This is a genomic window from Mycolicibacter engbaekii, assembly GCF_002101585.1.
Lineage (GTDB): Bacteria > Actinomycetota > Actinomycetes > Mycobacteriales > Mycobacteriaceae > Mycobacterium > Mycobacterium engbaekii.
Window position 1 is genome coordinate 76,206 of record NZ_LQOT01000060.1, and the last position, 26,968, is coordinate 103,173.

Annotated in this window: 21 protein-coding genes; 17 read left to right on the forward strand and 4 right to left on the reverse strand. The window is 69.1% G+C overall.

The window, feature by feature from the left end; genetic code table 11:
• The first annotated feature begins 30 nt into the window (after positions 1–30).
• The 10 genes from AWC02_RS15815 (at position 31) to AWC02_RS15860 (ending at position 12,469) form a co-directional block, all read left to right on the forward strand.
• A complete protein-coding gene (locus tag AWC02_RS15815) occupies positions 31–2,679 on the forward strand; it encodes a valine--tRNA ligase (RefSeq protein ID WP_085129676.1) in 2,649 nt (882 codons plus the stop codon).
• A complete protein-coding gene (gene folC, locus AWC02_RS15820) occupies positions 2,676–4,094 on the forward strand; it encodes a bifunctional tetrahydrofolate synthase/dihydrofolate synthase (RefSeq protein WP_085129677.1) in 1,419 nt (472 codons plus the stop codon). The genes AWC02_RS15815 and folC overlap by 4 nt, the downstream gene beginning before the upstream one ends.
• 47 nt (positions 4,095–4,141) lie before the next feature.
• A complete protein-coding gene (locus AWC02_RS15825) occupies positions 4,142–4,492 on the forward strand; it encodes a DUF4233 domain-containing protein (RefSeq protein WP_085129763.1) in 351 nt (116 codons plus the stop codon).
• Positions 4,493–4,578: 86 nt separating this feature from the next.
• Complete coding sequence (gene ndk, locus AWC02_RS15830; RefSeq protein ID WP_085129764.1) at positions 4,579–5,025, forward strand: nucleoside-diphosphate kinase; 447 nt, start codon at positions 4,579–4,581, stop codon at positions 5,023–5,025.
• Between the two features lie 366 nt (positions 5,026–5,391).
• Positions 5,392–8,322 (forward strand): ribonuclease E, encoded by a 2,931-nt coding sequence (gene rne / locus AWC02_RS15835; RefSeq protein WP_237160499.1) that lies wholly within the window; start codon positions 5,392–5,394, stop codon positions 8,320–8,322.
• A gap of 152 nt (positions 8,323–8,474) precedes the next feature.
• Positions 8,475–8,786: a 50S ribosomal protein L21 gene (rplU, locus tag AWC02_RS15840; RefSeq protein WP_085129679.1), complete on the forward strand. Its 312-nt coding sequence runs from the start codon at positions 8,475–8,477 to the stop codon at positions 8,784–8,786.
• A gap of 47 nt (positions 8,787–8,833) precedes the next feature.
• Positions 8,834–9,094, forward strand: coding sequence for a 50S ribosomal protein L27 (gene rpmA / locus AWC02_RS15845; RefSeq protein WP_046318223.1), 261 nt, complete (start codon positions 8,834–8,836; stop codon positions 9,092–9,094).
• A gap of 49 nt (positions 9,095–9,143) precedes the next feature.
• Positions 9,144–10,589, forward strand: coding sequence for a GTPase ObgE (gene obgE / locus AWC02_RS15850; RefSeq protein WP_085129680.1), 1,446 nt, complete (start codon positions 9,144–9,146; stop codon positions 10,587–10,589).
• Positions 10,586–11,698 (forward strand): glutamate 5-kinase, encoded by a 1,113-nt coding sequence (proB, locus tag AWC02_RS15855; protein WP_085129681.1) that lies wholly within the window; start codon positions 10,586–10,588, stop codon positions 11,696–11,698. The genes obgE and proB overlap by 4 nt, the downstream gene beginning before the upstream one ends.
• Before the next feature lie 9 nt (positions 11,699–11,707).
• Positions 11,708–12,469: a PE-PPE domain-containing protein gene (locus AWC02_RS15860; RefSeq protein ID WP_085129682.1), complete on the forward strand. Its 762-nt coding sequence runs from the start codon at positions 11,708–11,710 to the stop codon at positions 12,467–12,469.
• Positions 12,470–12,476: 7 nt separating this feature from the next.
• Here AWC02_RS15860 and AWC02_RS15865 read toward each other — a convergent pair whose 3' ends face one another.
• A complete protein-coding gene (locus AWC02_RS15865; RefSeq protein ID WP_085129683.1) occupies positions 12,477–13,109 on the reverse strand; it encodes a TetR/AcrR family transcriptional regulator in 633 nt (210 codons plus the stop codon).
• 103 nt (positions 13,110–13,212) lie between these two features.
• On the opposite strand from AWC02_RS15865, the gene AWC02_RS15870 reads away from it, so the two are divergent.
• The gene (locus AWC02_RS15870; RefSeq protein WP_085129684.1) at positions 13,213–14,469 is read left to right on the forward strand and encodes a cytochrome P450; all 1,257 of its coding nucleotides are present in this window, start codon (positions 13,213–13,215) and stop codon (positions 14,467–14,469) included.
• Here AWC02_RS15870 and AWC02_RS15875 read toward each other — a convergent pair.
• Both AWC02_RS15875 and AWC02_RS15880 read right to left on the reverse strand, forming a co-directional pair.
• Positions 14,419–15,708, reverse strand: coding sequence for an MFS transporter (locus tag AWC02_RS15875; protein ID WP_237160500.1), 1,290 nt, complete (start codon positions 15,706–15,708; stop codon positions 14,419–14,421). The genes AWC02_RS15870 and AWC02_RS15875 overlap by 51 nt on opposite strands.
• A gap of 50 nt (positions 15,709–15,758) precedes the next feature.
• The gene (locus AWC02_RS15880; protein WP_085129686.1) at positions 15,759–16,313 is read right to left on the reverse strand and encodes a cysteine hydrolase family protein; all 555 of its coding nucleotides are present in this window, start codon (positions 16,311–16,313) and stop codon (positions 15,759–15,761) included.
• A gap of 58 nt (positions 16,314–16,371) precedes the next feature.
• Here AWC02_RS15880 and AWC02_RS15885 point away from each other — a divergent pair, with 58 nt between their 5' ends.
• The gene (locus tag AWC02_RS15885; protein WP_085129687.1) at positions 16,372–18,426 is read left to right on the forward strand and encodes an NAD(+) synthase; all 2,055 of its coding nucleotides are present in this window, start codon (positions 16,372–16,374) and stop codon (positions 18,424–18,426) included.
• Positions 18,427–18,435: 9 nt separating this feature from the next.
• Here AWC02_RS15885 and AWC02_RS15890 read toward each other — a convergent pair whose 3' ends face one another.
• The gene (locus tag AWC02_RS15890) at positions 18,436–19,293 is read right to left on the reverse strand and encodes a ribokinase (protein WP_085129688.1); all 858 of its coding nucleotides are present in this window, start codon (positions 19,291–19,293) and stop codon (positions 18,436–18,438) included.
• Between the two features lie 54 nt (positions 19,294–19,347).
• Between AWC02_RS15890 and AWC02_RS15895 the strand changes: the two genes are divergently transcribed.
• Genes AWC02_RS15895 through AWC02_RS15915 form a run of 5 tightly spaced genes read left to right on the forward strand, consistent with a single transcriptional unit; the run spans position 19,348 to position 26,541 of the window.
• Complete coding sequence (locus AWC02_RS15895) at positions 19,348–21,531, forward strand: adenylate/guanylate cyclase domain-containing protein (RefSeq protein WP_085129689.1); 2,184 nt, start codon at positions 19,348–19,350, stop codon at positions 21,529–21,531.
• Complete coding sequence (locus tag AWC02_RS15900; RefSeq protein ID WP_085129690.1) at positions 21,528–22,907, forward strand: mechanosensitive ion channel domain-containing protein; 1,380 nt, start codon at positions 21,528–21,530, stop codon at positions 22,905–22,907. The genes AWC02_RS15895 and AWC02_RS15900 overlap by 4 nt, the downstream gene beginning before the upstream one ends.
• A 27-nt stretch (positions 22,908–22,934) precedes the next feature.
• Positions 22,935–24,188, forward strand: a complete 1,254-nt coding sequence (locus AWC02_RS15905) for a glutamate-5-semialdehyde dehydrogenase (RefSeq protein ID WP_085129691.1) — start codon at positions 22,935–22,937, stop codon at positions 24,186–24,188.
• Between the two features lie 14 nt (positions 24,189–24,202).
• Positions 24,203–25,102 carry an AAA family ATPase gene (locus tag AWC02_RS15910; RefSeq protein ID WP_085129692.1) on the forward strand — a complete coding sequence of 300 codons (900 nt, stop codon included), beginning with the start codon at positions 24,203–24,205 and terminating at the stop codon, positions 25,100–25,102.
• On the forward strand, positions 25,099–26,541 hold the full coding sequence (locus AWC02_RS15915; protein WP_109561047.1) for a vWA domain-containing protein: 1,443 nt from the start codon (positions 25,099–25,101) through the stop codon (positions 26,539–26,541). The genes AWC02_RS15910 and AWC02_RS15915 overlap by 4 nt, the downstream gene beginning before the upstream one ends.
• Positions 26,542–26,968: the final 427 nt, after the last annotated feature.

The following is a 26,968-nucleotide window of genomic DNA, read 5'->3' on the forward strand; positions in this document are numbered from 1 at the left end:
TGGCCCGCCGGTCGTTCCTAGAATTGACCGGTGACTGACACCTCCAACGCCGCCGACGCCAACCTGCCCAAGTCCTGGGAGCCGGGCGCGGTCGAGGGCGCGATCTACCAGCGTTGGGTGGACGCCGGTTACTTCACCGCGGACCCCACCAGCGACAAACCCGGCTATTCGATCGTGCTGCCGCCGCCCAACGTCACCGGCAGCCTGCACATGGGCCACGCGCTCGACCACACCCTGATGGACGTGCTGACCCGGCGTAAGCGGATGCAGGGCTACGAGGTGCTGTGGCTGCCGGGCATGGACCACGCCGGCATCGCCACCCAGAGCGTGGTGGAACGCCAGCTCGCGGTCGACGGTAAGACCAAAGAAGACTTCGGCCGCGAACTGTTCGTCGACAAGGTGTGGGACTGGAAGCGGGAGTCCGGCGGCACCATCGGGGGCCAGATGCGCCGGCTCGGCGACGGCGTGGACTGGAGCCGCGAACGGTTCACCATGGACGAGGGCCTGTCGCGGGCGGTCCGCACCATCTTCAAGCGGCTCTACGACGCCGGGCTGATCTACCAGGCGGAACGGCTGGTCAACTGGTCGCCCGTCCTGCAGACCGCGATCAGCGACCTCGAGGTCAAATACGAGGACATCGAGGGCGAGCTGGTGTCGTTCCGGTACGGCTCGATGAACGACTCCGAGCCGCACATCGTGGTGGCCACCACCCGGCTGGAGACCATGCTCGGCGACACCGCGATCGCGGTGCACCCCGACGACGACCGTTACCGCGACCTGGTGGGCACCACGTTGGCGCACCCCTTCGCCGATCGCGAGATCGTGGTGGTCGCCGACACCCACGTCGACCCGGAATTCGGCACCGGTGCGGTCAAAGTCACCCCCGCCCACGATCCCAACGACTTCGAGATCGGGCTGCGCCATCAGCTCGACATGCCGACGATCCTCGACGAACGCGCCCGGATCACCGGCACCGGCACCCAGTTCGACGGCATGGACCGCTTCGAGGCGCGCGTCGCGGTGCGCGAAGCACTGGCAGCGCAAGGCCGCATCGTCGCCGAGAAGCGGCCCTACCTGCACAGCGTCGGGCATTCCGAGCGCAGCGGCGAAGTCATCGAGCCCCGGCTGTCCATGCAGTGGTGGGTCGACGTCTCCTCGCTGGCCAAGGCCGCCGGGGATGCGGTCCGCGACGGCGACACCGTCATCCATCCCAAGAGCCTGGAGCCGCGCTGGTTCGCCTGGGTCGACGACATGCACGACTGGTGCATCTCCCGGCAGCTGTGGTGGGGACATCGGATCCCGATCTGGCACGGGCCGAACGGCGAGAAGGTCTGCGTCGGGCCGGACGAGACCCCGCCGGAGGGCTGGGAGCAGGACCCCGACGTGCTCGACACCTGGTTCTCCTCGGCGTTGTGGCCGTTCTCCACGCTGGGCTGGCCGGACGCCACGCCGGAGCTGAAGAAGTTCTACCCGACCAGCGTCCTGGTGACCGGCTACGACATCCTGTTCTTCTGGGTGGCGCGGATGATGATGTTCGGCACCTTCGTCGGCGGCGACGCCGCACTGCCCGACGCCGATGTTCCGTTCCGCGACGTGTTCCTGCACGGCCTGATCCGCGACGAGCACGGCCGCAAGATGAGCAAATCCCGCGGCAACGGGATCGACCCGCTGGACTGGGTGGAGAAGTTCGGCGCCGACGCCCTGCGGTTCACCCTGGCGCGCGGGTCGAGTCCCGGTAGCGACCTGTCGATCGGGGAGGACCACGCCCGCGCCTCCCGCAACTTCGTCACCAAGCTGTTCAACGCCACCCGCTTCGCCCTGCTCAACGGCGCCGCCCCGGCACCGTTGCCGGCGATCGAGGAACTGACCGACGCCGACCGGTGGATTCTCGGGCGGCTGGAGGAGGTTCGCGCTGAAGTCGATTCGGCGTTCGACGCCTACGAGTTCGGGCGGGCATGTGAGGCGCTGTACCACTTCGCCTGGGACGAATTCTGCGACTGGTACGTCGAGCTGGCCAAAACCCAGCTGGGACAAGGGCTTGCACACACCACCGCGGTGTTGGCGGCGGTGCTCGACACGCTGTTGCGGCTGTTGCACCCGGTGATCCCGTTCGTCACCGAAACGCTGTGGCAGGAACTCACCGGCGCGGAGTCGCTGGTCGTCGCGGACTGGCCGGTGCCGTCGGGAATCGCCGTGGACCAGGTTGCCGCGCAGCGGATCGCCGACATGCAGAAGCTGGTGACCGAGGTGCGCCGATTCCGCAGCGACCAGGGCCTGCGGGACCGGCAGAAGGTGCCGGCCCGGCTGACCGGTATCGACGACGCCGACCTGGCTTCCCAGGTGGCCGCGGTGGCCTCCCAGGCCTGGCTGACCGAGCCCGGCGAGGGATTCACGCCGTCGGCCACCGTCGAGGTGCGGCTCGGTGCCGGCGCCAAGACCAGCACGGTCGTGGTCGAACTCGACACCTCCGGAACCGTCGACGTCGTCGCCGAGCGCCGGCGGCTGGAGAAGGATCTGGCCGCCGCCCACAAGGAACTCGAGGCCACGTCGGCGAAGCTGGGCAACGAGGCGTTCTTGGCCAAGGCGCCCGAGGCGGTGGTCGACAAGATCCGGGGCCGCCAGCAGCTGGCCCGCGACGAGGTGGACCGGATCACCGCACGTCTCGCGGCCCTGGCATGAACCCCGAACCGGCCGCCGGCTCCGAACCGACACCGGACGAGATCGCGGCCTTGCTGCAGGTGGAACACCTTCTCGATCAGCGGTGGGGCGAAACCCAGATCGAGCCGAGCCTGGCCCGGATCAACGCGCTGCTGGACCTGCTCGGCTCCCCGCAGCGCAGTTATCCGGCCATTCACGTCGCCGGGACCAACGGCAAGACCTCGGTGGCGCGGATGATCGATGCGTTGCTGACCGCCTTCTCCCGCCGTACCGGGCGCACCACCAGCCCGCACCTGCAGTCGGCGGTCGAGCGCATCGCCATCGACGGCGAGCCGATCAGCCCGGCACGATACGTGCAGACCTACACCGAGATCGAGCCCTTCGTTCAGATGGTCGACGCGTCCTCCCAAGCTGACGGGGGACCGGCCATGAGCAAGTTCGAGGTGCTGACCGGCATGGCGTTCGCGGCCTTCGCCGACGCACCGGTCGACGTCGCGGTGGTCGAGGTCGGCATGGGCGGTCGCTGGGACGCCACCAACGTGGTGCAGGCCCCGGTGGCCGTCATCACCCCGATCGGCATCGACCACGTCGACTACCTCGGTGCGGACATCGCCGGGATAGCAGCCGAGAAGGCCGGCATCATTCACCGCTCGCCGGACGAACTGACCGACACCGTGGCGGTGATCGCCCGTCAGACGCCCGAGGCGATGGAGGTGCTGCTCGCCGAGTCGGTGCGCGCGGATGCCGCCGTGGCACGGGAGAACTCCGAGTTCGCGGTACGCAGCCGTCAACTCGCGGTCGGCGGGCAGGTGCTGGAACTGCAGGGCCTCGGCGGGGTGTACTCCGAGATCTTTCTGCCGCTGCACGGCGAGCACCAGGCCCACAACGCCGTGCTGGCGCTGGCGGCGGTGGAGGCATTCTTCGGTGCCGGCGCCGACCGTCAACTCGACGTCGAGACGGTCCGGGCGGGCTTCGCGGCGGTGCGCAGCCCCGGCCGCCTGGAGCGGATGCGCAGCTCGCCCACCGTCTTCATCGATGCGGCCCACAACCCGGCCGGGGCCGCCGTGCTGGCCCAGGCCCTGACCGACGATTTCGACTTCCGCTATCTCGTCGGTGTGGTCAGCGTGATGCGGGACAAGGACGTGGACGGCATACTGGCGGCGCTGGAGCCGGTGTGCGATCGGATTGTGGTGACGCACAACGGTTCCGAGCGGGCGTTGGATGTCGAGCGGCTTACCGTGGCAGCAGCGCGGTGGTTCGGTGACGACCGGGTGGTCACCACCGAAACGCTCGAGGACGCGATCGACGCCGCCACCGCTTTGGTCGACGAATTCGACTCGGCGGAGCAGGGCGGGTCGGGGGCCGGGATCGTGATCACCGGCTCGGTGGTCACCGCCGGCGCCGCGCGTTCGCTGTTCGGCAAGGACCCGGCATGACCGGAGACGACGAGGTGCAGCGCAGCGACGAGGAGAAGGCGGCCCACATGACCCAGCGTCCAGACGCTCCCGACCCGTGGCGGGGCTTTCGCGGCGTGATGTCCGCGACGCTGATCCTGGAGGCCATCACGGTGCTGCTGGCCCTGCCGGTGGTCAGCGTCGTCGGGGGCGGCCTGACCCCGTTCTCGCTGGCCTACCTGCTCGGCCTGGCGCTGGTGCTGCTGGCGTTCGCCGGCATCCAGGGCCGGAGTTGGGCGATCTGGGCCAATCTGGCACTGCAAGCGGTGCTGGTGGCCGGATTTGTGGTCTACCCCGGCGTGGGGGTGATGGGCCTGGTGTTCACCGCGGTGTGGGTGCTGATCGCCTACTTCCGTGCCGTGGTCATGCGACGCTCGTGAGGTCATCCGGCCTTCGGGCCGGTACGCTGTCGGCCGTGCCGCTGGCGACGATGCAGGGCGGGGCGAGGGATGAGGAGCGGCGCTTCATGACTGAGCGGACTTTGGTACTGATCAAGCCGGACGGTGTGAACCGGCGGCTGGTGGGCGAGATCATCAGCCGGATCGAGAAGAAGGGCCTGACGTTGGCGGCCCTGGAGCTGCGGCCGGTGCAGCAGGCGGTGGCCCGGCAGCACTACGCCGAACACGACGGCAAGGCGTTCTTCGCGTCGCTGCTGGACTTCATCACCTCGGGACCCGTGGTCGCCGCCGTGGTAGAGGGCCCGCGCGCGATCGAGGCGTTCCGGCAGCTCGCCGGTGGCACCGACCCGGTGGCCAAGGCCACCCCGGGCACCATTCGGGGCGATTTCGGCCTGGAGACCCAGTACAACCTGGTACACGGCTCGGACTCGCCGGAGTCCGCCGAGCGGGAAATCGCACTGTGGTTCCCCGACCTGAAGCCGTCGGCGCCGACGTCGCCGATGACACTGGCCTGACCACGCCAGTTAGCGCCTTTTGTCCGGCGCCTGTGGGTTGTGTGGGATACTGGCTAACGGGTGAACGTGACCGGACCGGTTTCCGACACCCGAATGAAGATTTCGGCGAGTGCGACGGTCGCGATACGTGATGCGGCGCCGATCGCCGGTCGTCATTCAGCCAGGCACCGAGTCGGTTCAACCAGAGCCCCTCGGAGCGAGACCACCACAAGCCCGGGATAGTGAGTCGGGCCCATAACGAGAAGTCCTCGCGTGGCCGCGTCGCAACGACGCGCCCGGGGGCTTGAGGAGACGTACGTGGTAGATCCCTCCCTTTTTAGAGGCACGGAATCCGCACCGTCGGGACCGCCGACCGAGCATGAGGACTTGCCCGATCGCCTGCGCGTGCACTCGCTGGCGCGGGTGCTCGGCACCACCAGCCGCCGGGTGCTGGAGGCATTGACCGAGCTGGACGGCCGGACGCGCAGCGCCCACTCCAGCGTGGACCGGGTCGAGGCCGTACGGGTCCGCGACCTTTTGGGTGCGGCCGCCGAACCCGCGTCTGCCGGCCTGTTCCAGCAGGCCGGGCAGGCCGAGGCGCCCGACGACGTTCCAGACGAGCCCGAGTCCCGGCTGCTGCTGGAGACCGCTGCCGAACCGGTGACCGTCCGCGCCGACTACATGCCGCTGTTCGTCGCGCCGCAGCCCGTTGCCTTCGAGCGCACCGTGCTGCGCGACGACGATGACGAGGACGAGGACGACGACGAGGACCTCGGTGGTGCTGAGGCCGACGCTGAGGACGACAGCGGCGACCGGCCCGCCAACCGGCGCCGCCGCCGTGGTCGCCGGGGTCGCGGCAGGGGCCGCGGGTCCGAGGGCGCGGTCGCCGAGGACGCCGAGGACGACAACGACGACGAGGACCCCGCCGTGGAGGCGGAGGAGTCCGGGGACGCCGAGGACGCCACCGAGGAGGAGGACGGCGGCTCGGCCGAGGAAGCCGGCAGCCGCCGTCGCCGGCGTCGCCGTCGTCGCAAGGCGGGAACGGGCGAGGAAGAGGACACCAGCTCCTCCGACGACCCGCCCAACACCGTCGTGCACGAACGCGCCCCGCGTGCCAAGAACGGCCGGGCCGCCAAGAGTGAGCGGGGTACCGGCGACGACGAGATCCAGGGCATCACCGGCTCGACACGGCTGGAGGCCAAGCGGCAGCGTCGCCGCGACGGCCGCGACGCCGGGCGCCGCCGCCCGCCGATCCTGAGCGAAGCCGAGTTCCTGGCCCGCCGCGAGGCGGTGGAGCGCCGGATGGTGGTGCGCGACCGGGTCCGGACCGAGCCGCCGCATCCCGGTGCCCGATACACCCAGATCGCTGTGCTCGAAGACGGCGTGATGGTCGAACATTTCGTGACCTCTGCGGCGTCGACCTCCTTGGTGGGCAACGTCTACCTGGGCATTGTGCAGAATGTGCTGCCGTCGATGGAGGCCGCCTTCGTCGACATCGGGCGCGGCCGCAACGGCGTGCTCTACGCCGGCGAGGTGAACTGGGAAGCCGCCGGGCTCGGGGGCGCCAACCGCAAGATCGAGCAGGCGCTCAAGCCCGGCGACTACGTCGTCGTGCAGGTCAGCAAAGACCCCATCGGGCACAAGGGCGCCCGCCTGACCACCCAGATCTCGCTGGCCGGCCGCTACCTGGTCTATGTCCCGGGTGCGTCGTCGACCGGTATCAGCCGCAAGCTGCCCGACACCGAGCGTCAGCGGCTCAAGGAGATCCTGCGCGAGGTGGTGCCCGCCGACGCCGGCGTGATCATTCGCACCGCCTCCGAGGGGGTCAAGGAAGCCGACATCCGGGCCGACGTCGAGCGCCTGCAAGAGCGCTGGACTCAGATCGAGGCCACCGCCGCCGAGGTCAAGCAGAAAGCGGCCGGTGCCGCCGTGGCGCTCTACGAGGAGCCCGACGTCCTGGTCAAGGTGATCCGGGATCTGTTCAACGAGGACTTCACCGAACTGGTGGTCTCCGGTGACGCGGCCTGGGACACGATCAACGACTATGTGGGTTCGGTCGCCCCCGAACTGGTGCCCAAGCTGACCCGCTATCAGCCGCCCACCGGCCCGGACGGTCAGCCCGGTCCGGACGTGTTCGCTGTGCACCGGATCGACGAACAGCTGGCCAAGGCGCTGGACCGTAAGGTCTGGCTGCCCTCGGGCGGCACGCTGGTGATCGACCGGACCGAGGCGATGACGGTGGTCGACGTCAACACCGGCAAGTTCACCGGCTCCGGGGGCAACCTCGAGGAGACGGTGACCAAGAACAACTTGGAGGCCGCCGAGGAGATCGTGCGGCAGCTTCGCCTCCGGGACATCGGCGGCATCATCGTCATCGACTTCATCGACATGGTGCTGGAGTCCAACCGGGATTTGGTGCTGCGCCGTCTGACCGAGGCGCTGGGCCGCGACCGAACCCGCCACCAGGTCTCCGAGGTGACGTCGCTGGGCCTGGTCCAGCTGACCCGCAAGCGCTTGGGCACCGGGCTCATCGAGGCGTTCTCGACGTCGTGTCAGCACTGCGCCGGGCGTGGCATCGTGCTGCACGCCGACCCGGTGGACTCGGCCGCACCGGGACGCAAGTCCGAGCCGGGTACCGCCAGCAGCCGCCGCAGCAAGCGCTCGAAGAAGCCGAAAGTCGACGAACCGGCAGTCGCCAAGGTCCCGGTGCACACCCCCGGTGACCATCCGATGTTCAAGGCGATGGCTGCGGCCAGCGACCGGCATGAGGACGCGCCGGACGAGGACGGTGCCGAACCCGGCGCCGATGAGCTGGCGGTGGACGTCGCCGTGCAGGTCGAGGGCGACGAGCTCGCTGTCGATGGCGAGGCCGCCGCGGTGCACGTGGAGCCGGACGCCGAGGCCGTGGCCGAGGATGGCGATGAGACGGCCGAGGACCTGGTCGACGATGTCGCCGACGACGAGTCCGACGATGACGAGTCCGACGACGATGACGAAGTCGATCTCGACGACGATGACGACGAGGACTTCGACGAGGACCTGGACGTCATCGATGACGCCGACGAGTCCGATGACGCCGACGAGGACGACGACTCCGACGAAGACGACGACTCCGACGACGACTCCGACGACGACTCCGACGACGACGACGATGACGACGATGACGACGACTCCGAGGATGACGACGACGATGACGACGACGACGACGACGATGACGAGGATTCCGACGAGTCGGACTTCGAGGAGCCCGAGGTGGCGGTGGTCGAGCGTCCGCGTCGGCGGCGTGCGGCAGCCCGGCCAGCGGGGCCACCGATGTAACGTCGTGCCGGTTTGACCCCTTAGACGCTGGTCACGTACCCTTGACCAGTTGTCGCCAGGCGGGAATAACCACAGCTCGGCGGACAGAACCCCAGACACCTGCGCAAGTCCCGATGGCGTGCGCGCCCGAGAAGCAGAGGTAGAAACCAACGATGGCGACGTACGCAATCGTCAAGACCGGCGGCAAGCAGTACAAGGTTGCCGTTGGTGACGTGCTCAAGGTCGAGAAGATCGAGTCCGAGCCGGGATCGTCGGTCTCGCTGCCGGTCGCGCTGGTCGTGGACGGTGCGACCGTCACCACCGACGCGGCCAAGCTGGCGAAGGTATCGGTCACCGGTGAGGTGCTCGAGCACACCAAGGGTCCCAAGATCCGCATCCACAAGTTCAAGAACAAGACCGGCTACCACAAGCGGCAGGGGCACCGTCAGCAGCTGACCGTGCTCAAGGTCACCGGAATCGCGTGATGAGCCGTCCGGCGAAGAACAGATAACACTGAGCAGGAGACAACCACATGGCACACAAGAAGGGCGCTTCCAGCTCACGTAACGGGCGCGACTCCAATGCCCAGCGGCTCGGCGTCAAGCGGTTCGGCGGCCAGGTCGTCAAGGCCGGCGAGATCCTGGTCCGTCAGCGCGGCACCCACTTCCACCCCGGCATCAACGTCGGGCGCGGCGGCGACGACACCCTGTTCGCCACGGCACCCGGTTCGGTCGAGTTCGGGCTGAAGCGCGGCCGCAAGACCGTCAACATCGTGCCTGTCGCCCGCGACTAGTCGCCGGGCGTGATTGGGCGCCTTCGCGCGCCGGATAGGTAGTAACGCCATGTCCCGGTTCGTCGACCGCGTTGTCATCCATGTGCGCGCCGGCGACGGGGGCAACGGCTGCGCGTCGATCCACCGGGAGAAGTTCAAGCCGCTCGGCGGCCCCGACGGTGGAAACGGCGGCCGCGGCGGCAGCGTCGTGCTGGTCGTCGATCCCGGCGTGCACACGCTGCTGGACTTTCACTTCCGGCCGCACATCTCCGCGGCGTCCGGCAAGCAGGGACAGGGCAACAACAAGGTCGGCGCCGCCGGCGCGGACCTGGAAATCAAGGTTCCCGACGGCACCGTCGTCCTCGACGAACACGGCCGTCTGCTGGCCGACCTGGTGGGCGCGGGCGCGCGTTTCGAGGCGGCGGCCGGCGGGCGTGGCGGGCTGGGCAACGCCGCTCTGGTGTCGCGGGCCCGCAAGGCGCCCGGCTTCGCGCTGTTGGGGGAGAAGGGCGAAACCCGCGACCTCACCCTGGAACTCAAGACCGTCGCCGACGTCGGCCTGATCGGGTTCCCCTCCGCGGGCAAATCCGCGCTGGTATCGGTGATCTCGGCGGCAAAGCCGAAGATCGCCGACTATCCCTTCACCACCCTGGCGCCGAACCTGGGCGTGGTCTCGGCCGGTGAGGACACCTACACCGTCGCCGATGTCCCCGGCCTTATCCCGGGTGCCTCCACCGGGCGCGGCCTGGGTTTGGATTTTCTGCGGCACATCGAACGCTGCGCGGTGCTGGTGCACGTCGTGGACTGCGCGACTGCCGAGCCCGGTCGGGATCCGCTGTCCGACATCGAGGCGATCGAGGCCGAACTCGCCGCCTACACCCCCACCATGCAGGGGGATTCGGTGCTCGGCGATCTGATCGATCGGCCGCGGGCGGTGGTGCTCAACAAGATCGACGTGCCTGAGGCGCTCGAGATGGCGGAGTTCGTCCGCGACGACATCGTGGCCGAGCGCGGCTGGCCGGTGTTCATGGTCTCCACGGTGAGCCGGGTTGGCCTGCGGCCGTTGACGTTTGCACTGGCCGAGATGGTGCGCGACTACCGCGCCGCGCAACCGGAGCCGGTGGCGCGCCGGCCGGTGATCCGCCCGGTGGTCGCGGGGGAGACCGGCTTCAGTGTCGAACCCGACGGCGACGGTGGCTTCGTCGTGCGGGGCACCCGTCCCGAGCGCTGGGTGCACCAGACCAACTTCGACAACGACGAGGCGGTCGGCTACCTGGGCGACCGGCTGGCCCGGCTCGGGGTCGAGGAAGAGCTGCTGCGGCTGGGCGCCCGCCCGGGGTGTGCGGTGACCATCGGGGACATGACCTTCGACTGGGAGCCGGCCACACCGGCGGGGGTGGACGTCACGCTGTCGGGCCGGGGTACCGACAGCAGGCTGGAACGCACCGACCGCGTGGGGGCCGCCGAGCGCAAGGTCGCGCGCAAGCAACGGCGCGAGCACTCGGAGGATTCATGAGCCGCGTGCCCTCGGATGCGCGCGAGGCGGTCCGGACTGCGCGCAGTGTGGTGGTCAAGATCGGCACCACCGCGCTGACCACCGACAACGGCAGGTTCGACGCGGCCCGGCTGGCGGGACTCGCCGAGGCCATCGAGGCTCGGATGAAGGCCGGCTCGGACGTGGTGATCGTGTCCTCGGGGGCCATCGCCGCCGGCCTGGACCCACTCGGGTTGAGCCGGCGGCCCACCGACCTGGCGACCAAGCAGGCCGCGGCCAGCGTGGGCCAGGTGGCGCTGGTCAACGCCTGGAGTGCCGCCTTCGGCCGATTCGGCCGCACCGTCGGGCAGGTGCTGCTGACCGCCCAGGATGTCTCGATGCGGGTGTCGCACACCAACGCCGCGCGCACCCTGGACCGGCTGCGCGCTTTGCACGCGGTGGCCATCGTCAACGAGAACGACACGGTGGCCACCAACGAGATTCGCTTCGGCGACAATGACCGGTTGTCCGCCCTGGTGGCGCATCTGGTCGGCGCCGACGCGCTGGTGCTGCTCTCCGACATCGACGGCCTCTACGACTCCGATCCGCGTAAGGGCCCGGCCCGACTGGTCCCGGAGGTGTCCGGACCCGACGACCTCGCCGGCGTGGTCGCCAGCGAAGGCAGTCACCTGGGCACCGGCGGCATGGTCTCGAAGCTGTCGTCGGCGCTGCTGGCCGCCGACGCAGGCGTGCCGGTACTGCTGGCCGCGGCCGACGATGCCGCTGCGGCGCTGTCGGAGGCATCGGTCGGCACCGTCTTCGCCCCCCGGGCTCAGCGGCTTTCGGCACGCAAATTCTGGGTGCGGCACGCCGCCGACGCGGCCGGGCTGCTGACGCTGGACGCCGGGGCGGTCGAGGCGGTGCTGGCGCGCCGCCGGTCGCTGTTGCCCGCCGGCATCGTCGCGGTGTCGGGCAGGTTCTACGGCGGCGACGTCGTCGAACTGTGCGGCCCGGACGGTTCGGTGGTCGCTCGCGGCGTTGTCGGCTACGACGCCGCGGAGCTGGACGCCATGATCGGCCGTTCCACCGCCGACCTGGCACCCGATGCGCGGCGCCCGGTGGTCCACGCCGACGATCTGGTGGCGCTGTAGGTACCGGCCATGAGCACGGTATTCACCATCGACGGCGCGGGTTGGAGCGGCTTTTTGCGGTTCATGTGCCGCGGCGCGGTCACCAGGGGCAAGACCATCCGTCGCGTCGCCTACCCCAACGCCTACCGCGACGGCCTGCGCTACGTCCCTGCGGTACGGGCGGTGCAGCGCGGCGCTGCCGCCCTCGACGAGATGCTGACCGGCCACTTCGCCGCCGCGCCCGATGCCGACGACGTGCTGGTCTACGGGGTGAGCATGGGGGCCCAGGTCGCCTGCAAATGGCTGCGCGAGCGGGGGCCGGCATCGCCGGTGCCCACCGACAAGGTGTCGTTTGTGCTGCTGGCCAACCCGGAACAGCCGTTCCACGGCATCTATCGGGCCGACCCCAAGCTGGTCACGTTCATGACCCTGCCCGATTACGGCGGCGTCGGGGTTCCGCCGGACACCCGATACCCGGTGACCGATCTGTGCCGGCAGTACGACGGCATGGCCGACTTTCCCAACCTCCCGGCCGCGCAGGTCCCCGCCGTGGCCGTCGTCAACGCCCTGGCGGGCCTGGTGACGATCCACAACAACTACTTCCGCGTCGATATCGACAGCCCCGACAACCTCCGTACCCGCCGCGGCAATGTCACCTACGTCATGGCCCCGACGCGCCGGCCGCCGGCCTGCGCTCTGGGTGCGCTGTCGCCGGCCCGGCGGGAAAGGCGGCGCCGGAAGATCGAGAACTCCTACGATCGCTCGGCCTGGGCCCGTCCCGTCGCGAACTAGTCGGGTACTACTGTGCCGGTGTCAGATACAATGCGCCCCATACGATTTCGGTGATCGTCCGGGCGATCTCGGCGTCGTGCTGCGGGTCCCGGGACGGCAGGTCCTGCTGGCAGACCCGCTCCACCATCCAGGTCAGCGCACTGGCGGTGGCGGCGGCCGGTAGCGCGCGGCGAATGGCGCCGTCGGCCTGGCCGGCTTCGATGACCCCGGTCAGCCGGCCGGCGATCGACGTCAGCAGCTCTCGGTAGGTGTTGCCCACCAGCGGGTCGTAGGCGGCCATTTCGTTCAGCGCGATGAGCAGCGGTTGATGGCGCCGATAGCTGGCGATGATGGCGGCCATCGCCGCGCCGACATCGGCTGGATCATGGCGGTGCGCCACGTCCCACCATCGCTGTGCGCTCGAGGCGAGGTCGCCGAAGACCTGACCGGCCAGCCGGCGCAGCAGGTGGCCCTTGTCCTCGAAGTAGATGTAGAAGCTGGCGCGTGAGATGCCGGCCGCAGTGGCCAACCGGTCCACGCTGAGCTCGGTGAAACTGGCGCCGGCGCCCATCAGCCGTTCGGTGGCGTCGAGCAGGCGGCGCTCGATGTCCTGGCGCCGCTGTTGCCGGCCGCCGGGAGGCTTGCGGGTCACAGAAGCCACAACGCCGAGGTTACCGAGGAAAAGACGCCTTGACTAGACAAGATGTCTAGACCTATCGTCGGAGAATCCCGCTGTGACCGGGGTCATATCCCCAGGAGGCCTCGTGACCGCACCGCCCGCCGCACGCACCTACGACAACGTGGACCTGTCCTCCCGCGCGTTCTGGTCTGCCACCGCCGCGCATCGGGAGCGATCCTTCGCCGCCCTGCGCGCCGAGCGTCCGGTGAGCTGGCATCCGCCGGTCGAGGACGCCATGCTCAACGATCCCGACGATCCCGGCTTCTGGGCGATCACCCGCCACGCCGACATCGTCACGGTGAGTCGCGCCAACGATGTGTTCGTGTCGGGCAAGGGCGTCATGTTCGAGAACTTTCCCGAAGAGACGCTGGAGACCACGCAGTCCTTCCTGGCCATGGACCCGCCCCGGCACACGAAGTTGCGCAAGCTGGCCACGGCGGCATTCACGCCCCGACAGATCAGGCGCATCGAGGACTCGATCAAGGCGAACGCCAAGGCGATCGTCGAAGAACTCACCGCCGCCGGCAGCGGAGCCGACTTCGTCGAGCACTGCGCCAAGGAACTGCCGCTGCGCACGCTGGCCGACATGGTCGGCGTCCCGGACTCCGAGCGCGAGCAGGTGGCCCACGCCGCCGATGCGTTGGTGTCCACCAACGACCCGGTGTTTCTCGCCGGGCGCGACCCGCTGGCGGTGATGGGTGAAAACATCATGTACCTGCACCAGGTCGCCGGCGCACTGGCCGCGCAGCGCCGGGAGTCGCCCGGCGACGATCTGTTCAGCGGCCTGGTCAACGCCGAGGTCGACGGCGATCGGCTCACCGACGCCGAAGTGTCGGCCTACTTCGTGCTGCTGGCGGTGGCCGGCAACGACACCACCCGCCAGGCCACCAGTCACGCCCTGCGGGCGCTCACCGATTTCCCCGACCAACGCCGGTGGCTGCTGGCGGACTTCGACCGTCGGATCGGGACCGCCGTCGAGGAGTTCGTCCGCTACGCCACGCCGGTGATGACCTTCCGGCGCACCGCGGCAACCGATTACGAGCTGGGCGGCCAGACGATTCGGGCCGGTGACAAGGTGGCGATGTTCTACTCCTCGGGTAACCGGGATGAGCAGGTGTTCGACCAGCCGGATCGCCTGGACCTGAGCCGCGACCCGAATCCGCACGTGGGCTTCGGCGGTGGCGGCCAGCACTACTGCCTGGGAACCCATGTGGCGCGGGCCCAGCTGCGGGCCATATTCGGCGAGCTGCTTGTGCAGCTGCCGAACATCGAGGCCGGTGAGCCGGAGTACCTAGCGGGCAGCTTCATCCACGGGATCCGGGCTATGCCCTGCACCTTCTGAGTTGGCTGAGACCGCCGGCTGCCCGAATCGCCGGCCGGTGGCGTCCTTGCCGATCGCGGTGAGCACGATGACGGCGATCAGCGTCGGCACCAGGGTGACGACCAGGGCGAAGGGATAGCCGCGGCTGGCCGCGATGTGCTCCTGGATCGGAAGGTTGAACGCCGCGAACAGATTGCCCAGCTGGTAGGTCACCCCGGGATAGAAGCCGCGGATCGCATCGGGCGACATCTCGGTCAGGTGTGCCGGGATGACACCCCAGGCGCCCTGCACGCAGATCTGGATCAGGAAGGAGCCGAGGCACAGCATGCCCGCGGTCTGCGACAAGGCGAACAGCGGCACGATCGGCAAACCCATCACCGCGGCAAAGATGATCGCGTGGCGCCGGCCCACTCGTTGCGACAGCGAGCCGAAGAACAGCCCGCCGATGATCCCGCCGATGTTGTAGATCACCGCGATCCACTTGGCCGTGACGTGGGACAGGCCCGCGCCGTCGGCCGACGTCAGAAAGGTCGGGTAGATGTCGTGGGTGCCGTGGCTCATCCAGTTGAACGCGGTCATCAGCAGGACCAGATAGCAGAACCGGCGCAGCACCTTGCCTTCGGTGAAGACGTCACGGATCTTGGTGCTGGTCAACCGCATCCGGTCTTGGGTGGCCTGCCACACCTCGGACTCGGTCACCCGGTAGCGAATCAGCAGACTCACCAACGCCGGCAGGATGGAAAGCCCGAACAGCCAGCGCCAGGACAGTCCCAGGACGTCGTTGACCAGCAGCGAGGCCAAGGTGGCTGCCAGGTAGCCGAACAGATACCCCTCCTGCAACAACCCGGAGAAGAACCCGCGCCGCTCCGGGGGGATCTTCTCCATGGCCAGCGCCGCGCCGAGCCCCCACTCGCCGCCCATCCCGATTCCGTACAGCAGGCGCAGAATCACCAGCACGGTGAAGGTGGGCGCGAAGGCGCACAGGAATCCCACCGTCGAGTAGAAGATCACGTTGACCATCAGCGGTATCCGCCTGCCGACCCGGTCGGCCCACAGGCCGAACAGCAGCGCGCCCAGCGGGCGCATCATCAGGGTGGCGGTGGTCAGAAACGCGACCTCGGTCTTGGTGTGGCCGAAGGTCTTGGCGATGTCGGCGTAGACGAACACCACGATGAAATAGTCGAAGGCGTCCATCGACCAGCCCAGCACCGCTGCGAGGAAGGAATTGCGCTGGTCGGGAGTGAGTCGCTGCTTCGCCACCCGAGCATAGTGCCGGATTTCGGGCGCGATTGTGGGCGACTGACGCCGATTTAACGCGACGAAATCTCACCGATCAGTTCGGCGGTGCTGGACTCCTCGACCCCCATGTTGCGGCGCATCATCTCGCACGCCGCCGCACCCAGTTCCGCATCGATGTGCGCGATCGCGTCAACGGGGATCACCACCGGCAGGTGCCGGACATAGGCGTCCAGTGCCGTATAGAGGATGCACTGTTCGGTGACCTGGCCGGTCAGGATCAGCCGCCGGGCGCCCAGCCGGCCCAGCAGATACTCCAGCGGGCTGGCGTAGAACGCGCTGTGCCGCACCTTGGTCATCGTCTGGTCGCCGCGCTGCGGCACCAGCGGGCGGACCAGGTCCGGGCGGGCGCCGTCCAGCGCCGAGGCGACGATATCGGCGAATCCGCCGGTGAAGTCACCGTAGTTGTCGTTGACGTAGATCAGGTCGACCGCGTCGGTGGCCCGGGCATGTTCGACCAGTTCGGCCAGGGAATGCACCATCGTGGCGACGTTGGCTGCCAGGGGCTCGGCGTCGGGGTGCCGATAGCTGTTGAGCATGTCGACGACCACCAATGCGGTATCGGTCATGGCCCTGGAGATACCCGAAAGCTGCGAATCGACACAACGGGGGCGACAATGACAGGCGATGAACTCTTCTGGAGCCTTCTACAACGCCTACCGGCACGGGTTCGCGCGGGTCGCCGCGTGCACCCACCACACCACGCTGGCCGAACCGGCTGCCAATGCCGCCTCGGTGCTACGGCTGGCCCGCGACTGCCATGACGACGGTGTCGCCCTGGCCGTGTTCCCCGAGCTCACCCTGTCGGGGTACTCCATCGACGACATCCTGCTGCAGGACACGCTGCTCGACGCCGTCGAGGCGGCACTGCTGCAGATCGTCGCCGAGTCGGCGCAGCTGCTGCCGGTGCTGGTGGTGGGCGCACCGCTGCGCTACACCCACCGCGTCTACAACACCGCGGTCGTGATCCACCGCGGGCGCATCCTCGGGGTGGCACCCAAGTCCTACCTGCCGACGTATCGGGAGTTCTACGAGAGCCGCCAGATGGCGGCCGGCGCCGGTGAGCGCGGCACGGTGCAACTGGGCGGGGTGCCGGTGCCGTTCGGGCCCGACCTGCTGTTCGCCGCCACCGATCTGCCGGGTTTCGTGGTGCACGCCGAGGTGTGCGAGGACATGTTCGTCCCGGTCCCGCCCAGCGCGCAGGCCGCCCTGGCCGGAGCGACGGTCCTGGTCAACCTGTCCGGCAGTCCCATCACCGTCGGCCGGGCCGATGACCGCCGCCTGCTGGCCAGGTCGGCGTCGGCGCGATGCCTGGCCGCCTACGTCTATGCCGCCGCCGGAGAGGGCGAGTCGACCACCGATCTGGCCTGGGACGGCCAGACGATGATCTGGGAGAACGGCAACCTGCTGGCCGATACCGAGCGGTTCCCCAGCGGAGCGCGCCGGTCGGTCGCCGATGTGGACCTCGGGCTGCTGCGGGCCGAGCGGTTGCGCATGGGGACCTTCGACGACAACCGCCGCCAGCAGCCCGAGGCGGTGCGGCAGTTCCGCACCGTTGAGTTCCGGCTGGAGCCGCCCGCCGGCGACATCGGCCTGCGCCGGGTGGTCGAGCGGTTCCCGTTCGTTCCCGCGAATCCCCAGCGGCTGCAGCAGGATTGCTACGAGGCCTACAACATTCAGGTGTCGGGCCTGGAGCAGCGACTGCGCGCACTCGGTCATCCCAAGGTGGTCCTGGGGGTGTCGGGTGGGTTGGACTCCACGCACGCCCTGATCGTCGCCGCGCGCGCGATGGACCGGCAGAACCGGCCGCGCAGCGACATCCTGGCCTTCACGCTGCCCGGTTTCGCCACCGGGGAACGCACCAAGGCCAACGCCGCCGCCCTGAGCAAGGCGCTGGGGGTGACCTTCGCGGAGATCGACATTCGCGAGACCGCGTCACTGATGCTGCGCGAGCTTGAGCACCCGTTCGCCCGGGGGGAAGCGGTCTACGACGTCACCTTCGAGAATGTGCAGGCGGGGCTGCGCACCGATTACCTGTTCCGGATCGCCAACCAGAACGGCGGCATCGTGCTGGGCACCGGTGACCTGTCGGAGCTGGCGCTGGGCTGGTCCACCTACGGGGTGGGCGATCAGATGTCGCACTACAACGTTAACGGCGGAGTGCCGAAAACGCTGATCCAGCACCTGATTCGCTGGGTGATCAACGCGGGCGAGTTCGACGCCGACGTGTGCGCGGTGCTGGCGTCGGTGCTCAACACCGAGATCAGTCCGGAGCTGGTCCCGGCCGGCGAGGGGGAGGAGATCCAGCGCAGCGAGGACACCGTGGGGCCCTATGCGCTGCAGGACTTCGCCTTGTTCTCGGTGCTGCGTTTCGGATTCCCGCCGGACAAGATCGCCTTCCTGGCGTGGCACGCCTGGCATGACGTCGAGGGCGGCTCCTGGCCCCCGGGTTACCCCGCGGACAAACGGCAGGCGTACTCGCTGGCGGAGATCCGCCGTTGGCTGAAGGTGTTCGCCCAGCGGTTCTATTCCTTCAGCCAGTTCAAGCGGTCCGCACTGCCCAACGGGCCCAAGGTGTCCCATGGCGGAGCGTTGTCGCCGAGGGGTGACTGGCGGGCTCCGTCGGACATGTCGGCGCAGGTCTGGCTCGACGCGATCGAACGCGACATCCCGCAGGGGTAGGGCGAGGGTTCAACCCGGCAGTGCCGCGGTGATGGCATCCGCACTCGGCGCGCAGTCCCCGGCACCGGGCACCAGGGTCGCCAGCGCCCCCGCCACGCACGCACGGCGCAGCGCATGCTCGACGCCGCCGGGCCACCCGGCGGCCAGCACGCCCGCGAAGACGTCGCCCGCGCCGGTGGTGTCGACCGGCCGCACCACCGGCGGGGCAGCGCTGATGGCGCCCTGGAGTCCGCGGTAACGGGCCCCCCGGGCGCCGAGGGTGACCACCCGGTGCGGAACCCGGTGATGCAGCTGCGCGGACTCCGACTCGTTGACCACGGCGACATCGGTCAGGGCGGCCAGCCGGGTCAGCTCGGCCGAGTCGGCGGGCGGGGGAGACACGTTGAGGATCACCGTCGCCCCGCCCGTGCGGGCCAGCCCGGCGGCCGCGGCCGCCACCGCCAGCGGAATCTCCAACTGCAGCAACAGCACCTCGCAGTCGGCGATCAGGTTGCGCTGGCCGGAATCCAGCGCCCACGAGCCGTTGGCGCCGGGCGCCACCACCACGGTGTTCTCCCCGGCCGGATCGACGGTGATGAATGCTGCGCCACTGGGTTCCGGCAGCGTCCGCAGCCCGCCGGTTCCCACCCCGTTGTCGCGCAGGTGCCCGCGCAGTCGCAGTCCGGCGTCGTCGTCGCCGACCGCGCCCACGAACTGCACCCGTGCCCCGGCCCGCGCCGCTGCCACCGCCTGATTGGCGCCCTTGCCGCCGGGGTAGGTGCGCGGCATCTCGGCCAGCACCGTCTCGCCCGGACGGGGCAGGGCGGCAACGCGGAACACGGTGTCGGTGTTGACACTGCCCACCACACACACGCGCGCCGCCGCCATGAGATCCAGCTTCGCATTTGCAGCCGCGTCATGCCGGGCATCCCCTAGGGTGAGATGCCATTCGACAACCGGGAAGGGAGCCGCTGCGTGGACTCGGCACCGTCGACACCGGCCACGGCCACCGAACAGCGCCTGTACCGGCGCCTGGCGGCCAGGCTGAGTATCAAGACGAAGCTGGTGATCATCTTGCTGCTGACCAGCATCGGCTCGGTCGCCGTGGTTGGGTTCGTCGAGCTTCAGTATGGCGCAACGCAACTGCAGCACGCGGCTACCAAAATGCTGGTGCAGGCCCGGGAGTCGCAGCGCCGCGCGGTCACGGCGTTGTTCGCCGACATGACCGATTCGCTGGTGCTGTTCAGCGGGGGAGCGACGGCGGCCACCGCGCTCAAGGCGTTCACCGCGGGGTTCGACGAACTCGCCAGCGCCGTGGTCACTCCCGAGCAGCAACGCGCCATCGTGGCCCACTATCGGGACGACTTCACCAAGGCGCTGGCGCAGCGGACCGGCGAGCAGGCCGACGTCCCGGCGCTGCTGCCCGGCTCCAACGCACAGCGTTACCTGCAGGCGCACTACACCGCACGATTCGCCGGGGACGCGACGAAACCCGCCGACGCCGGCGACGGCAGTGCCTGGTCGGCGGCGAACGCCCAATTCAACGAGGCGTTCTCCGAAGTCGTCGAACTCAACGCCTACCGCGACGCCTTACTGCTGGACTCCCGGGGCAACGTGGTCTACTCGGTCAACAAGGGCGTGGACCTGGGCACCAACGTGCTCACCGGCCCCTACCGCGAGTCCGGGTTGCGCGAGGCCTACCGCAAAGCGCTGGGCGCCAACGCGGTCAACTTCGTGTGGATCACCGATTTCCAGCAGTACCAGCCCGCCCTGGACGAACCCATCGCCTGGCTGGTGTCGCCGGTCGGTACCAACGGCACCGTCGAGGGCGTGCTGGCCCTGGCCCTGCCCAGTGCCAAGATCTCCCGGATCATGACCGCCGACCGCGACTGGGAAGCCGCCGGGCTGGGGCATACGACCGAGACCTACCTGGCCGGTCCGGATGATCTGATGCGTTCGGATTCCCGCATGTTCCTCGAGGACCCCGACCGGTACCGCCGGGAGGCGGTGGCAGCGGGGACCTCGGAGTCGACGGTGGACCGCGCGCTGCGACTGGGGACCACCACCATCGTCCAACCCGTCGGGGGTCCGGGATTGCAGGCCGCCCACCGGGGCCAGACCGGCACGCTCACCGCCGGATACGACTATCTGGGGAACCGGGAGTTGACCGCCTACGCGCCGCTGACGGTGCCCAATTCCGACCTGCAGTGGTCGATCCTGGCGACGCGGGAGTATTCCGAGGCGTACTCCGCTGTGACCGCGTTCAGCAGGAGAGTGGTGCTGGCGACCACCGCGGTCATCTTCGCCATCTGTGTGCTGGCGATGGTGTTCGCCCGGCTTCTGCTGCGACCGATCCGGCGGCTGCAGGAAGCCGCACAGCGGATCAGCGCCGGTGATTACAGTGCCGTGGTGCCGGTCCGGACGGCAGATGAGATCGGAGATCTGACCAGGGCGTTCAACGACATGAGCCACAGCCTGCGTACCAAGGAGGAGATGCTCACCGCCCAGCGCAGGCAGAACGACGAACTCATGTTGTCGCTGATGCCCGAACCCCTGGTGCGGCGTTACCGTGGCGGTGAGCAGGCCATCGCCGACGAGCATCACAACGTCAGCATCGTCTACGCCGAGTTGCAGGGTATCGAGCAGTTGTCCGCCGAGGTCGGTGCGAGCGAGCTGGTGACGATCGTCGACGACCTGGTGCGGCAGTTCGATGCCGCGGCCGAAGCCGTTGGCGTCGAGCGAATCCGGACCATGTACAACGGCTATCTCGCCGGCTGCGGGCTGACCACCCCCCGGCTGGACGGTGTGCACCGCATCGTCGAATTCGCCTGCGAGATGCAGCGCATCGTGGATCGGTTCGCCATCGAATCCGGTTACCGGCTGAGCCTCTGGGCCGGCGTCACCTCCGGGGAGGTCGTCAGTGGCCTGGTGGGCCGCTCCGGCGTCACCTACGACCTGTGGGGATCGGCAGTCAACGACGCCTACCAGCTGCGCAGGCAAACACCGGAATCCGGGATCTTCGTGACCGCCGCGGTGCGTGACATGCTCGGCGACACCGAGGAGTTCGTGCTGGAGGGCAGCGGTGATGGCGGGCAGCGGATCTGGAGATTGTCGGCGGCGACGTGAACGTCTTCGGTCCGTGGCTGTATTGGGCGATCGGGGTCGGCATCGGCTTCCCCGCGGGCCTGATCCTGCTCACCGAATGGCATGGGGCTCTGGCCCGAAGAGACAGCTTTTTGGCCCGGCCCGTGGCGCTGGCCCGCAACTATCTGCTGCCGCTGGCCGCGCTGCTGGTGCTGCTGGCGAATGTGGCCGGGGTACCGGAACAGGATCCGACGTTACGGGTCATCTACACCGCGTTCGGCCTGGTGCTGCTGGTCCTGGTGCTCTCGGTGCTCGACGTCACGGTCTTCCAGAGCGCCCCCACAAGTTCCTGGCGAGGCCGGATACCGACCATTTTCATCGATGTGGCCCGGTTCCTGCTGATCGGTGCGGGGCTGGCCCTGACGCTGTCGCTGGTCTGGGGGGCCAAGATCGGCGGGCTGTTCACCGCGCTGGGCGTGACGTCGGTGGTCATCGGCCTGATGCTGCAGAACTCGGTCGGCCAGATCGTCTCCGGCCTGTTCATGCTCTTCGAGCAGCCGTTCCGGATCGGGGACTGGTTGTCCACGCCCGCCGCGCGCGGCCGCGTCGTCGAGGTGAACTGGCGCGCTGTGCACATCAGCACGGCTGAGGGGCTGCAGGTCACACCCAACTCCGTGCTGGCGGCCACTTCATTCACCAATATCAGCCGTTCGGGCGGCGAGCACCGGGTGTCGATCACCACGACGTTCGCCGTGGGCGACCCGCCGGACCGGGTATGTGCACTGCTGTCGCGCGTTGCCGACGAACTGCCGCTGAGCATCGGAGCGGCGGATTCGGCGGCCCTGGGTGGCGGCCAGTACCGCACCACGATCGCGGTGGACTCCCCGCGCGACGACAGCGCGGTGCAGGCCACCTTCCTGCGGTGGTTGTGGTACGCCTCCCGCCGGGAGGGACTGCACCTCGACGACGCCGACGACGACTTCGGCACACCCGAGCGCGTCGCCGAGGCGCTGCGCATGGTCGTGGCGCCGGTGCTGCGGCTGACCGACGCCGACCAGCAGGCTCTGGTGCCGCACGCCCGGATGGTCCGCTACGCCGGCGACGAACCGCTGCAGCGGGCCGGTCAGGTGCCGACCGCCATGACATTCCTGACCGACGGCACAGTCCGGCTCACCGCCGCAGATCCGGCCGTGCCGGACACCACGCTGCGCCAGGGCGGGTTCCTCGGCGTCACCACGCTGACCCGCCAGCCCAGTCAGTTCGACGCGCGCGCCCTGCAGGAAGTGACCGCGGTGGTCATCGACCGCGAGCACATCGAGGATCTGGTGACGGCCAAGCCGCTGCTGTTGCAGGAACTGGGCCGCATCATCGATCAGCGACGGCGGGTGCCGGCCGAAGACCGGGGCCGTTTTACCTGATCGGGCGTTCGCCGATACTCTGGCACGATGAGCGTCCCCGTGCTTCCCGACCTGCGCCAAGAGGTCCATGACGCCGCCCGGCGGGCAAGGATCGCCTCGCGCTCCCTCACGGCGTTGTCCACCGCGGCCAAGAACAGTGCGCTGAACGCCGCAGCGGATGCGCTGCTGGCCCATGCCGATGACATCCTGGCCGCCAACGAGCGTGACGTCGCCGCCGCCCGGGCCGCGGGCACTCCCGAGGCCATGCTGGACCGGCTCGCCCTGTCGAAGTCCCGAGTCGACGGGATCGCCGCGGGGCTGCGCCAGGTCGCCGGTCTGCCCGATCCGGTCGGTGAGGTGTTGCGCGGCTACACCCTGCCCAACGGCCTGCTCCTGCGTCAGCAGCGCGTCCCACTCGGTGTGGTGGGCATGGTCTACGAGGGCCGGCCCAACGTCACAGTCGACGCATTCGGGCTGACGCTGAAGTCCGGCAACGCCGCGCTGCTGCGCGGCAGTTCCTCGGCGGCCCATTCCAACCAGGCCCTGGTGGATGTGCTGCGCGGCGCGTTGGTGGATGAGGACCTGCCCGCCGACGCCGTGCAGCTGCTGTCGTCGGTCGACCGCGCCACCGTCACCCACCTGATCCAGGCCCGCGGACTGGTCGACGTGGTGATCCCGCGCGGCGGCGCGGGCCTGATCGAAGCCGTGGTGCGCGACGCGTTGGTGCCGACCATCGAGACCGGCGTCGGCAACTGCCACGTCTACATCCATGAGGCCGCCGACCTCGACGTCGCCGAACAGGTGTTGCTCAACTCCAAGACCCGCCGGCCCAGCGTCTGCAACGCCGCCGAGACACTGCTGATCGACCAGGCCATCGCCGCCGAGGCGGTGCCCCGGCTGGTGGATGCGCTCAGTGCCGCCGGGGTGGCGGTGCACGGCGACGCCGACGCCGCCGCCGCCGAAGACCACCTGCGGCGCGAATACCTCGCGATGGACATCGCCCTGTCGGTGGTCGACGGGCTTGAGGACGCCATCGACCACATCAACGAGTACGGCACCGGCCACACCGAGGCCATCGTCACCACCAACATGGCCGCGGCGCAGCGATTCAGCGAGCAGGTCGACGCCGCCGCCGTCATGGTCAACGCCTCGACGGCCTTCACCGACGGCGAACAGTTCGGCTTCGGCGCCGAGATCGGCATCTCCACCCAGAAACTGCACGCCCGTGGCCCGATGGGGCTGCCGGAGCTGACGTCGACCAAATGGATCGTGTGGGGTGACGGCCACACCCGTCCCGCCTAAGGAGCCCGCACCGCATGGACAACCCCACCACCCCCGCGCAACACGCCTCGCTGTTCTCCGACATCGACGACGTGGCGCGCCGGCTGGCCGAGACCGGCTACCTGGCCGACACCGCCACCACCACCGCGGTGTTCCTCGCCGACCGGCTGGGCAAGCCCCTGCTGGTGGAGGGCCCGGCCGGGGTCGGCAAAACCGAACTGGCGCGTGCGGTGGCCGCGGCCACCGGCGCCGGGCTGGTGCGCCTGCAGTGCTACGAGGGTGTCGACGAGGCCCGGGCGCTCTATGAGTGGAACCACGCCAAGCAGATTCTCCGCATCCAGTCCGGCAACGCCGCCGGTACGGGCGGCGACTGGGACGACACCAAGTTGGACGTGTTCTCCGAGGAGTTCTTGTTGTCGCGTCCGCTGCTGACGGCGATCCGGCGAACCGATCCGACGGTGCTGCTGGTGGACGAGACCGACAAGGCCGACATCGAGATCGAGGGCCTGCTGCTGGAGGTGTTGTCCGACTTCGCGGTCACCGTGCCGGAACTGGGCACCATCACCGCCACGCGCACCCCGTTCACGGTGCTGACCTCCAACGCCACCCGGGAACTGTCCGAGGCGCTCAAGCGCCGCTGCCTGTTCCTGCACATCGACTTCCCCGACCCCGACCTGGAACGCCGCATCCTGCTGTCGCGGGTGCCGGAGTTGCCCGAGCACCTGGCGGCCGAGTTGGTGCGCATCATCGGGGTGCTGCGCGGCATGCAGCTCAAGAAGCTGCCGTCGGTTGCCGAAACCATCGACTGGGGCCGCACCATCCTGGCCCTGGGCATGGACACCATCGACGACGCCACCGTCGCGGCGACCCTGGGAGTGGTGCTCAAGCACCAGTCCGATCAGGTGCGGGCATCCGGAGAATTGCGACTGAACTGATGGTGCGCCGCATCCACCCAGCGCAGCCGCTCGCCCCGCACGGGATTCCGGGCCATCTGGTGGGGTTCGTGGAAGCCCTGCGGGCGCAGGGGATTTCGGTGGGGCCCTCGGAGACCGTCGACGCCGGCCGGGTGCTCACCGTGATCGGGCTGGGGGACCGGGAGGTGCTGCGGGAGGGTTTGGCCTGCGCGGTGCTGCGCCGGCCGGATCACCGCGACACCTACGACGCCATGTTCGACCTGTGGTTTCCCGCAGCCCTGGGCGGGCGCACCGTGGTGACCTCCGACGATCCGCAGTCGGTCGACGACCTGCCGCTGCCAGAGGACGCCGAGGACATGCGGGCAATGCTGGTCGACCTGCTGACGGCGAATCCCGACCTCGCCGACACCGATCCGCGGCTGTCGGCCATGATCGCCGCGATCGTCGGGGCCTACGGGCAGTACCGTTCGAGCCGCGGACCGTCCTACTCGGCCTACCAGGCACTCAAGGCGCTGGCGCTCGACGAGCTGGAGGGCAAGCTGCTGGCAGGGCTGCTGGCCCCCTACGGCGAGGAGCCCAGCCCCACCCAGGAACAGATCGCCAAGGCGATGGCCGCGCAGCGGATCGCCGCGTTGCGCAAGCTCGTCGACGCCGAGACCAAGCGGCGTACCGCCGAACAGCTGGGCCGCGAACACGTGCAGATGTACGGCATCCCGCAACTGAGCGAGAACGTCGAGTTCCTCCGCGCGTCCGGGGAGCAGCTGCGCCAGATGCGCCGAGTGGTGGCGCCGCTGGCGCGGACCCTGGCAACGCGGCTGGCCGCACGGCGGCGGCGCTCCCGCGCCGGCACCATCGACCTGCGCAAGACATTGCGCAAGTCGATGTCCACCGGCGGGGTTCCGATCGACGTGGTGCTGCGCAAGCCGCGCCCCGCCCGCCCCGAACTGGTGGTGCTGTGCGACGTGTCCGGCTCGGTCGCCGGGTTCAGCCACTTCACCCTGCTGCTGGTTCACGCACTGCGCCAACAGTTTTCCCGGGTCCGGGTCTTTGCCTTCATCGACACCACCGACGAGGTCACGCACCTGTTCGGCCCGGACGCCGACCTGGCGGTGGCCATCCAGCGGATCACCCGGGAGTCCGGGGTCTACACCCGCGACGGCCACTCCGATTACGGCAACGCCTTCGTCTCGTTCGCCGAGAACTATCCCAACGTGGTGTCGCCGCGCAGCGCGCTGCTGGTGCTCGGGGACGGACGGACGAACTACCGCGATCCCGGGGTGCAGGTGCTGTCGCATCTGGTGACCGCCAGCAGGCACGCGCACTGGCTCAACCCCGAGCCCGAGCATCTTTGGGGCAGTGGCGATTCGGCGATTCCGCGTTACCGCGAGGTGATCGCCATGCATGAGTGCCGCTCGGCCAAGCAGCTCGCCGGGGTCATCGACGCCCTGCTGCCGGTTTAGCCCGATCTGCCGGCCGGGCCGCGGTCGTAGCAAGTTGTCCGGCGCAAAGGCGGGCCGTCCACTGCCCTCCCCGGCGGGTGGAGTAGGCATGACGCCGATTCGAGTAGACGGGCCGGTTTTCGCCGGAAAACTAGGGTAGTTCGTTGCTCTATGAACCCACGCCGCCGGCGAAATAACCTAAGGCGTCTTAGCGTGTTTTAAGCATCCGGGCAACGGGGAGGTCGTGTGATGGCTGGGAGCCACCGCGTTGCGAAGCGGAATTTCTCACGCAGGGCAAAGGTGCGTTGCGGTCGCCGGGTCTCCGGTGACCGTTTCCCCATCGGCGGCAATTGTGGTGCCGCCGGCATCGGGGATGACGGGGGCACCGGTGGCCCGGTCGCGGCTGGGACCGGCTTCGCCGGCGACGGTGCCAAGGGGGGCGCCGGCG

Excerpts from the sequence above, each read along its gene's own strand:
- AWC02_RS15890 (WP_085129688.1), bottom strand. The coding sequence starts at position 19,293 with ATGGCGGCGGCGCGCGTGTGTGTGGTGGGCAGTGTCAACACCGACACC.
- obgE (WP_085129680.1), top strand. The coding sequence starts at position 9,144 with ATGTCCCGGTTCGTCGACCGCGTTGTCATCCATGTGCGCGCCGGCGAC.
- rpmA (WP_046318223.1), top strand. The coding sequence starts at position 8,834 with ATGGCACACAAGAAGGGCGCTTCCAGCTCACGTAACGGGCGCGACTCC.
- folC (WP_085129677.1), top strand. The coding sequence starts at position 2,676 with ATGAACCCCGAACCGGCCGCCGGCTCCGAACCGACACCGGACGAGATC.
- AWC02_RS15885 (WP_085129687.1), top strand. The coding sequence starts at position 16,372 with ATGAACTCTTCTGGAGCCTTCTACAACGCCTACCGGCACGGGTTCGCG.
- AWC02_RS15860 (WP_085129682.1), top strand. The coding sequence starts at position 11,708 with ATGAGCACGGTATTCACCATCGACGGCGCGGGTTGGAGCGGCTTTTTG.
- AWC02_RS15880 (WP_085129686.1), bottom strand. The coding sequence starts at position 16,313 with ATGACCGATACCGCATTGGTGGTCGTCGACATGCTCAACAGCTATCGG.
- rplU (WP_085129679.1), top strand. The coding sequence starts at position 8,475 with ATGGCGACGTACGCAATCGTCAAGACCGGCGGCAAGCAGTACAAGGTT.
- AWC02_RS15905 (WP_085129691.1), top strand. The coding sequence starts at position 22,935 with ATGAGCGTCCCCGTGCTTCCCGACCTGCGCCAAGAGGTCCATGACGCC.
- AWC02_RS15910 (WP_085129692.1), top strand. The coding sequence starts at position 24,203 with ATGGACAACCCCACCACCCCCGCGCAACACGCCTCGCTGTTCTCCGAC.
- AWC02_RS15895 (WP_085129689.1), top strand. The coding sequence starts at position 19,348 with ATGCCATTCGACAACCGGGAAGGGAGCCGCTGCGTGGACTCGGCACCG.
- proB (WP_085129681.1), top strand. The coding sequence starts at position 10,586 with ATGAGCCGCGTGCCCTCGGATGCGCGCGAGGCGGTCCGGACTGCGCGC.
- AWC02_RS15825 (WP_085129763.1), top strand. The coding sequence starts at position 4,142 with ATGACCCAGCGTCCAGACGCTCCCGACCCGTGGCGGGGCTTTCGCGGC.
- ndk (WP_085129764.1), top strand. The coding sequence starts at position 4,579 with ATGACTGAGCGGACTTTGGTACTGATCAAGCCGGACGGTGTGAACCGG.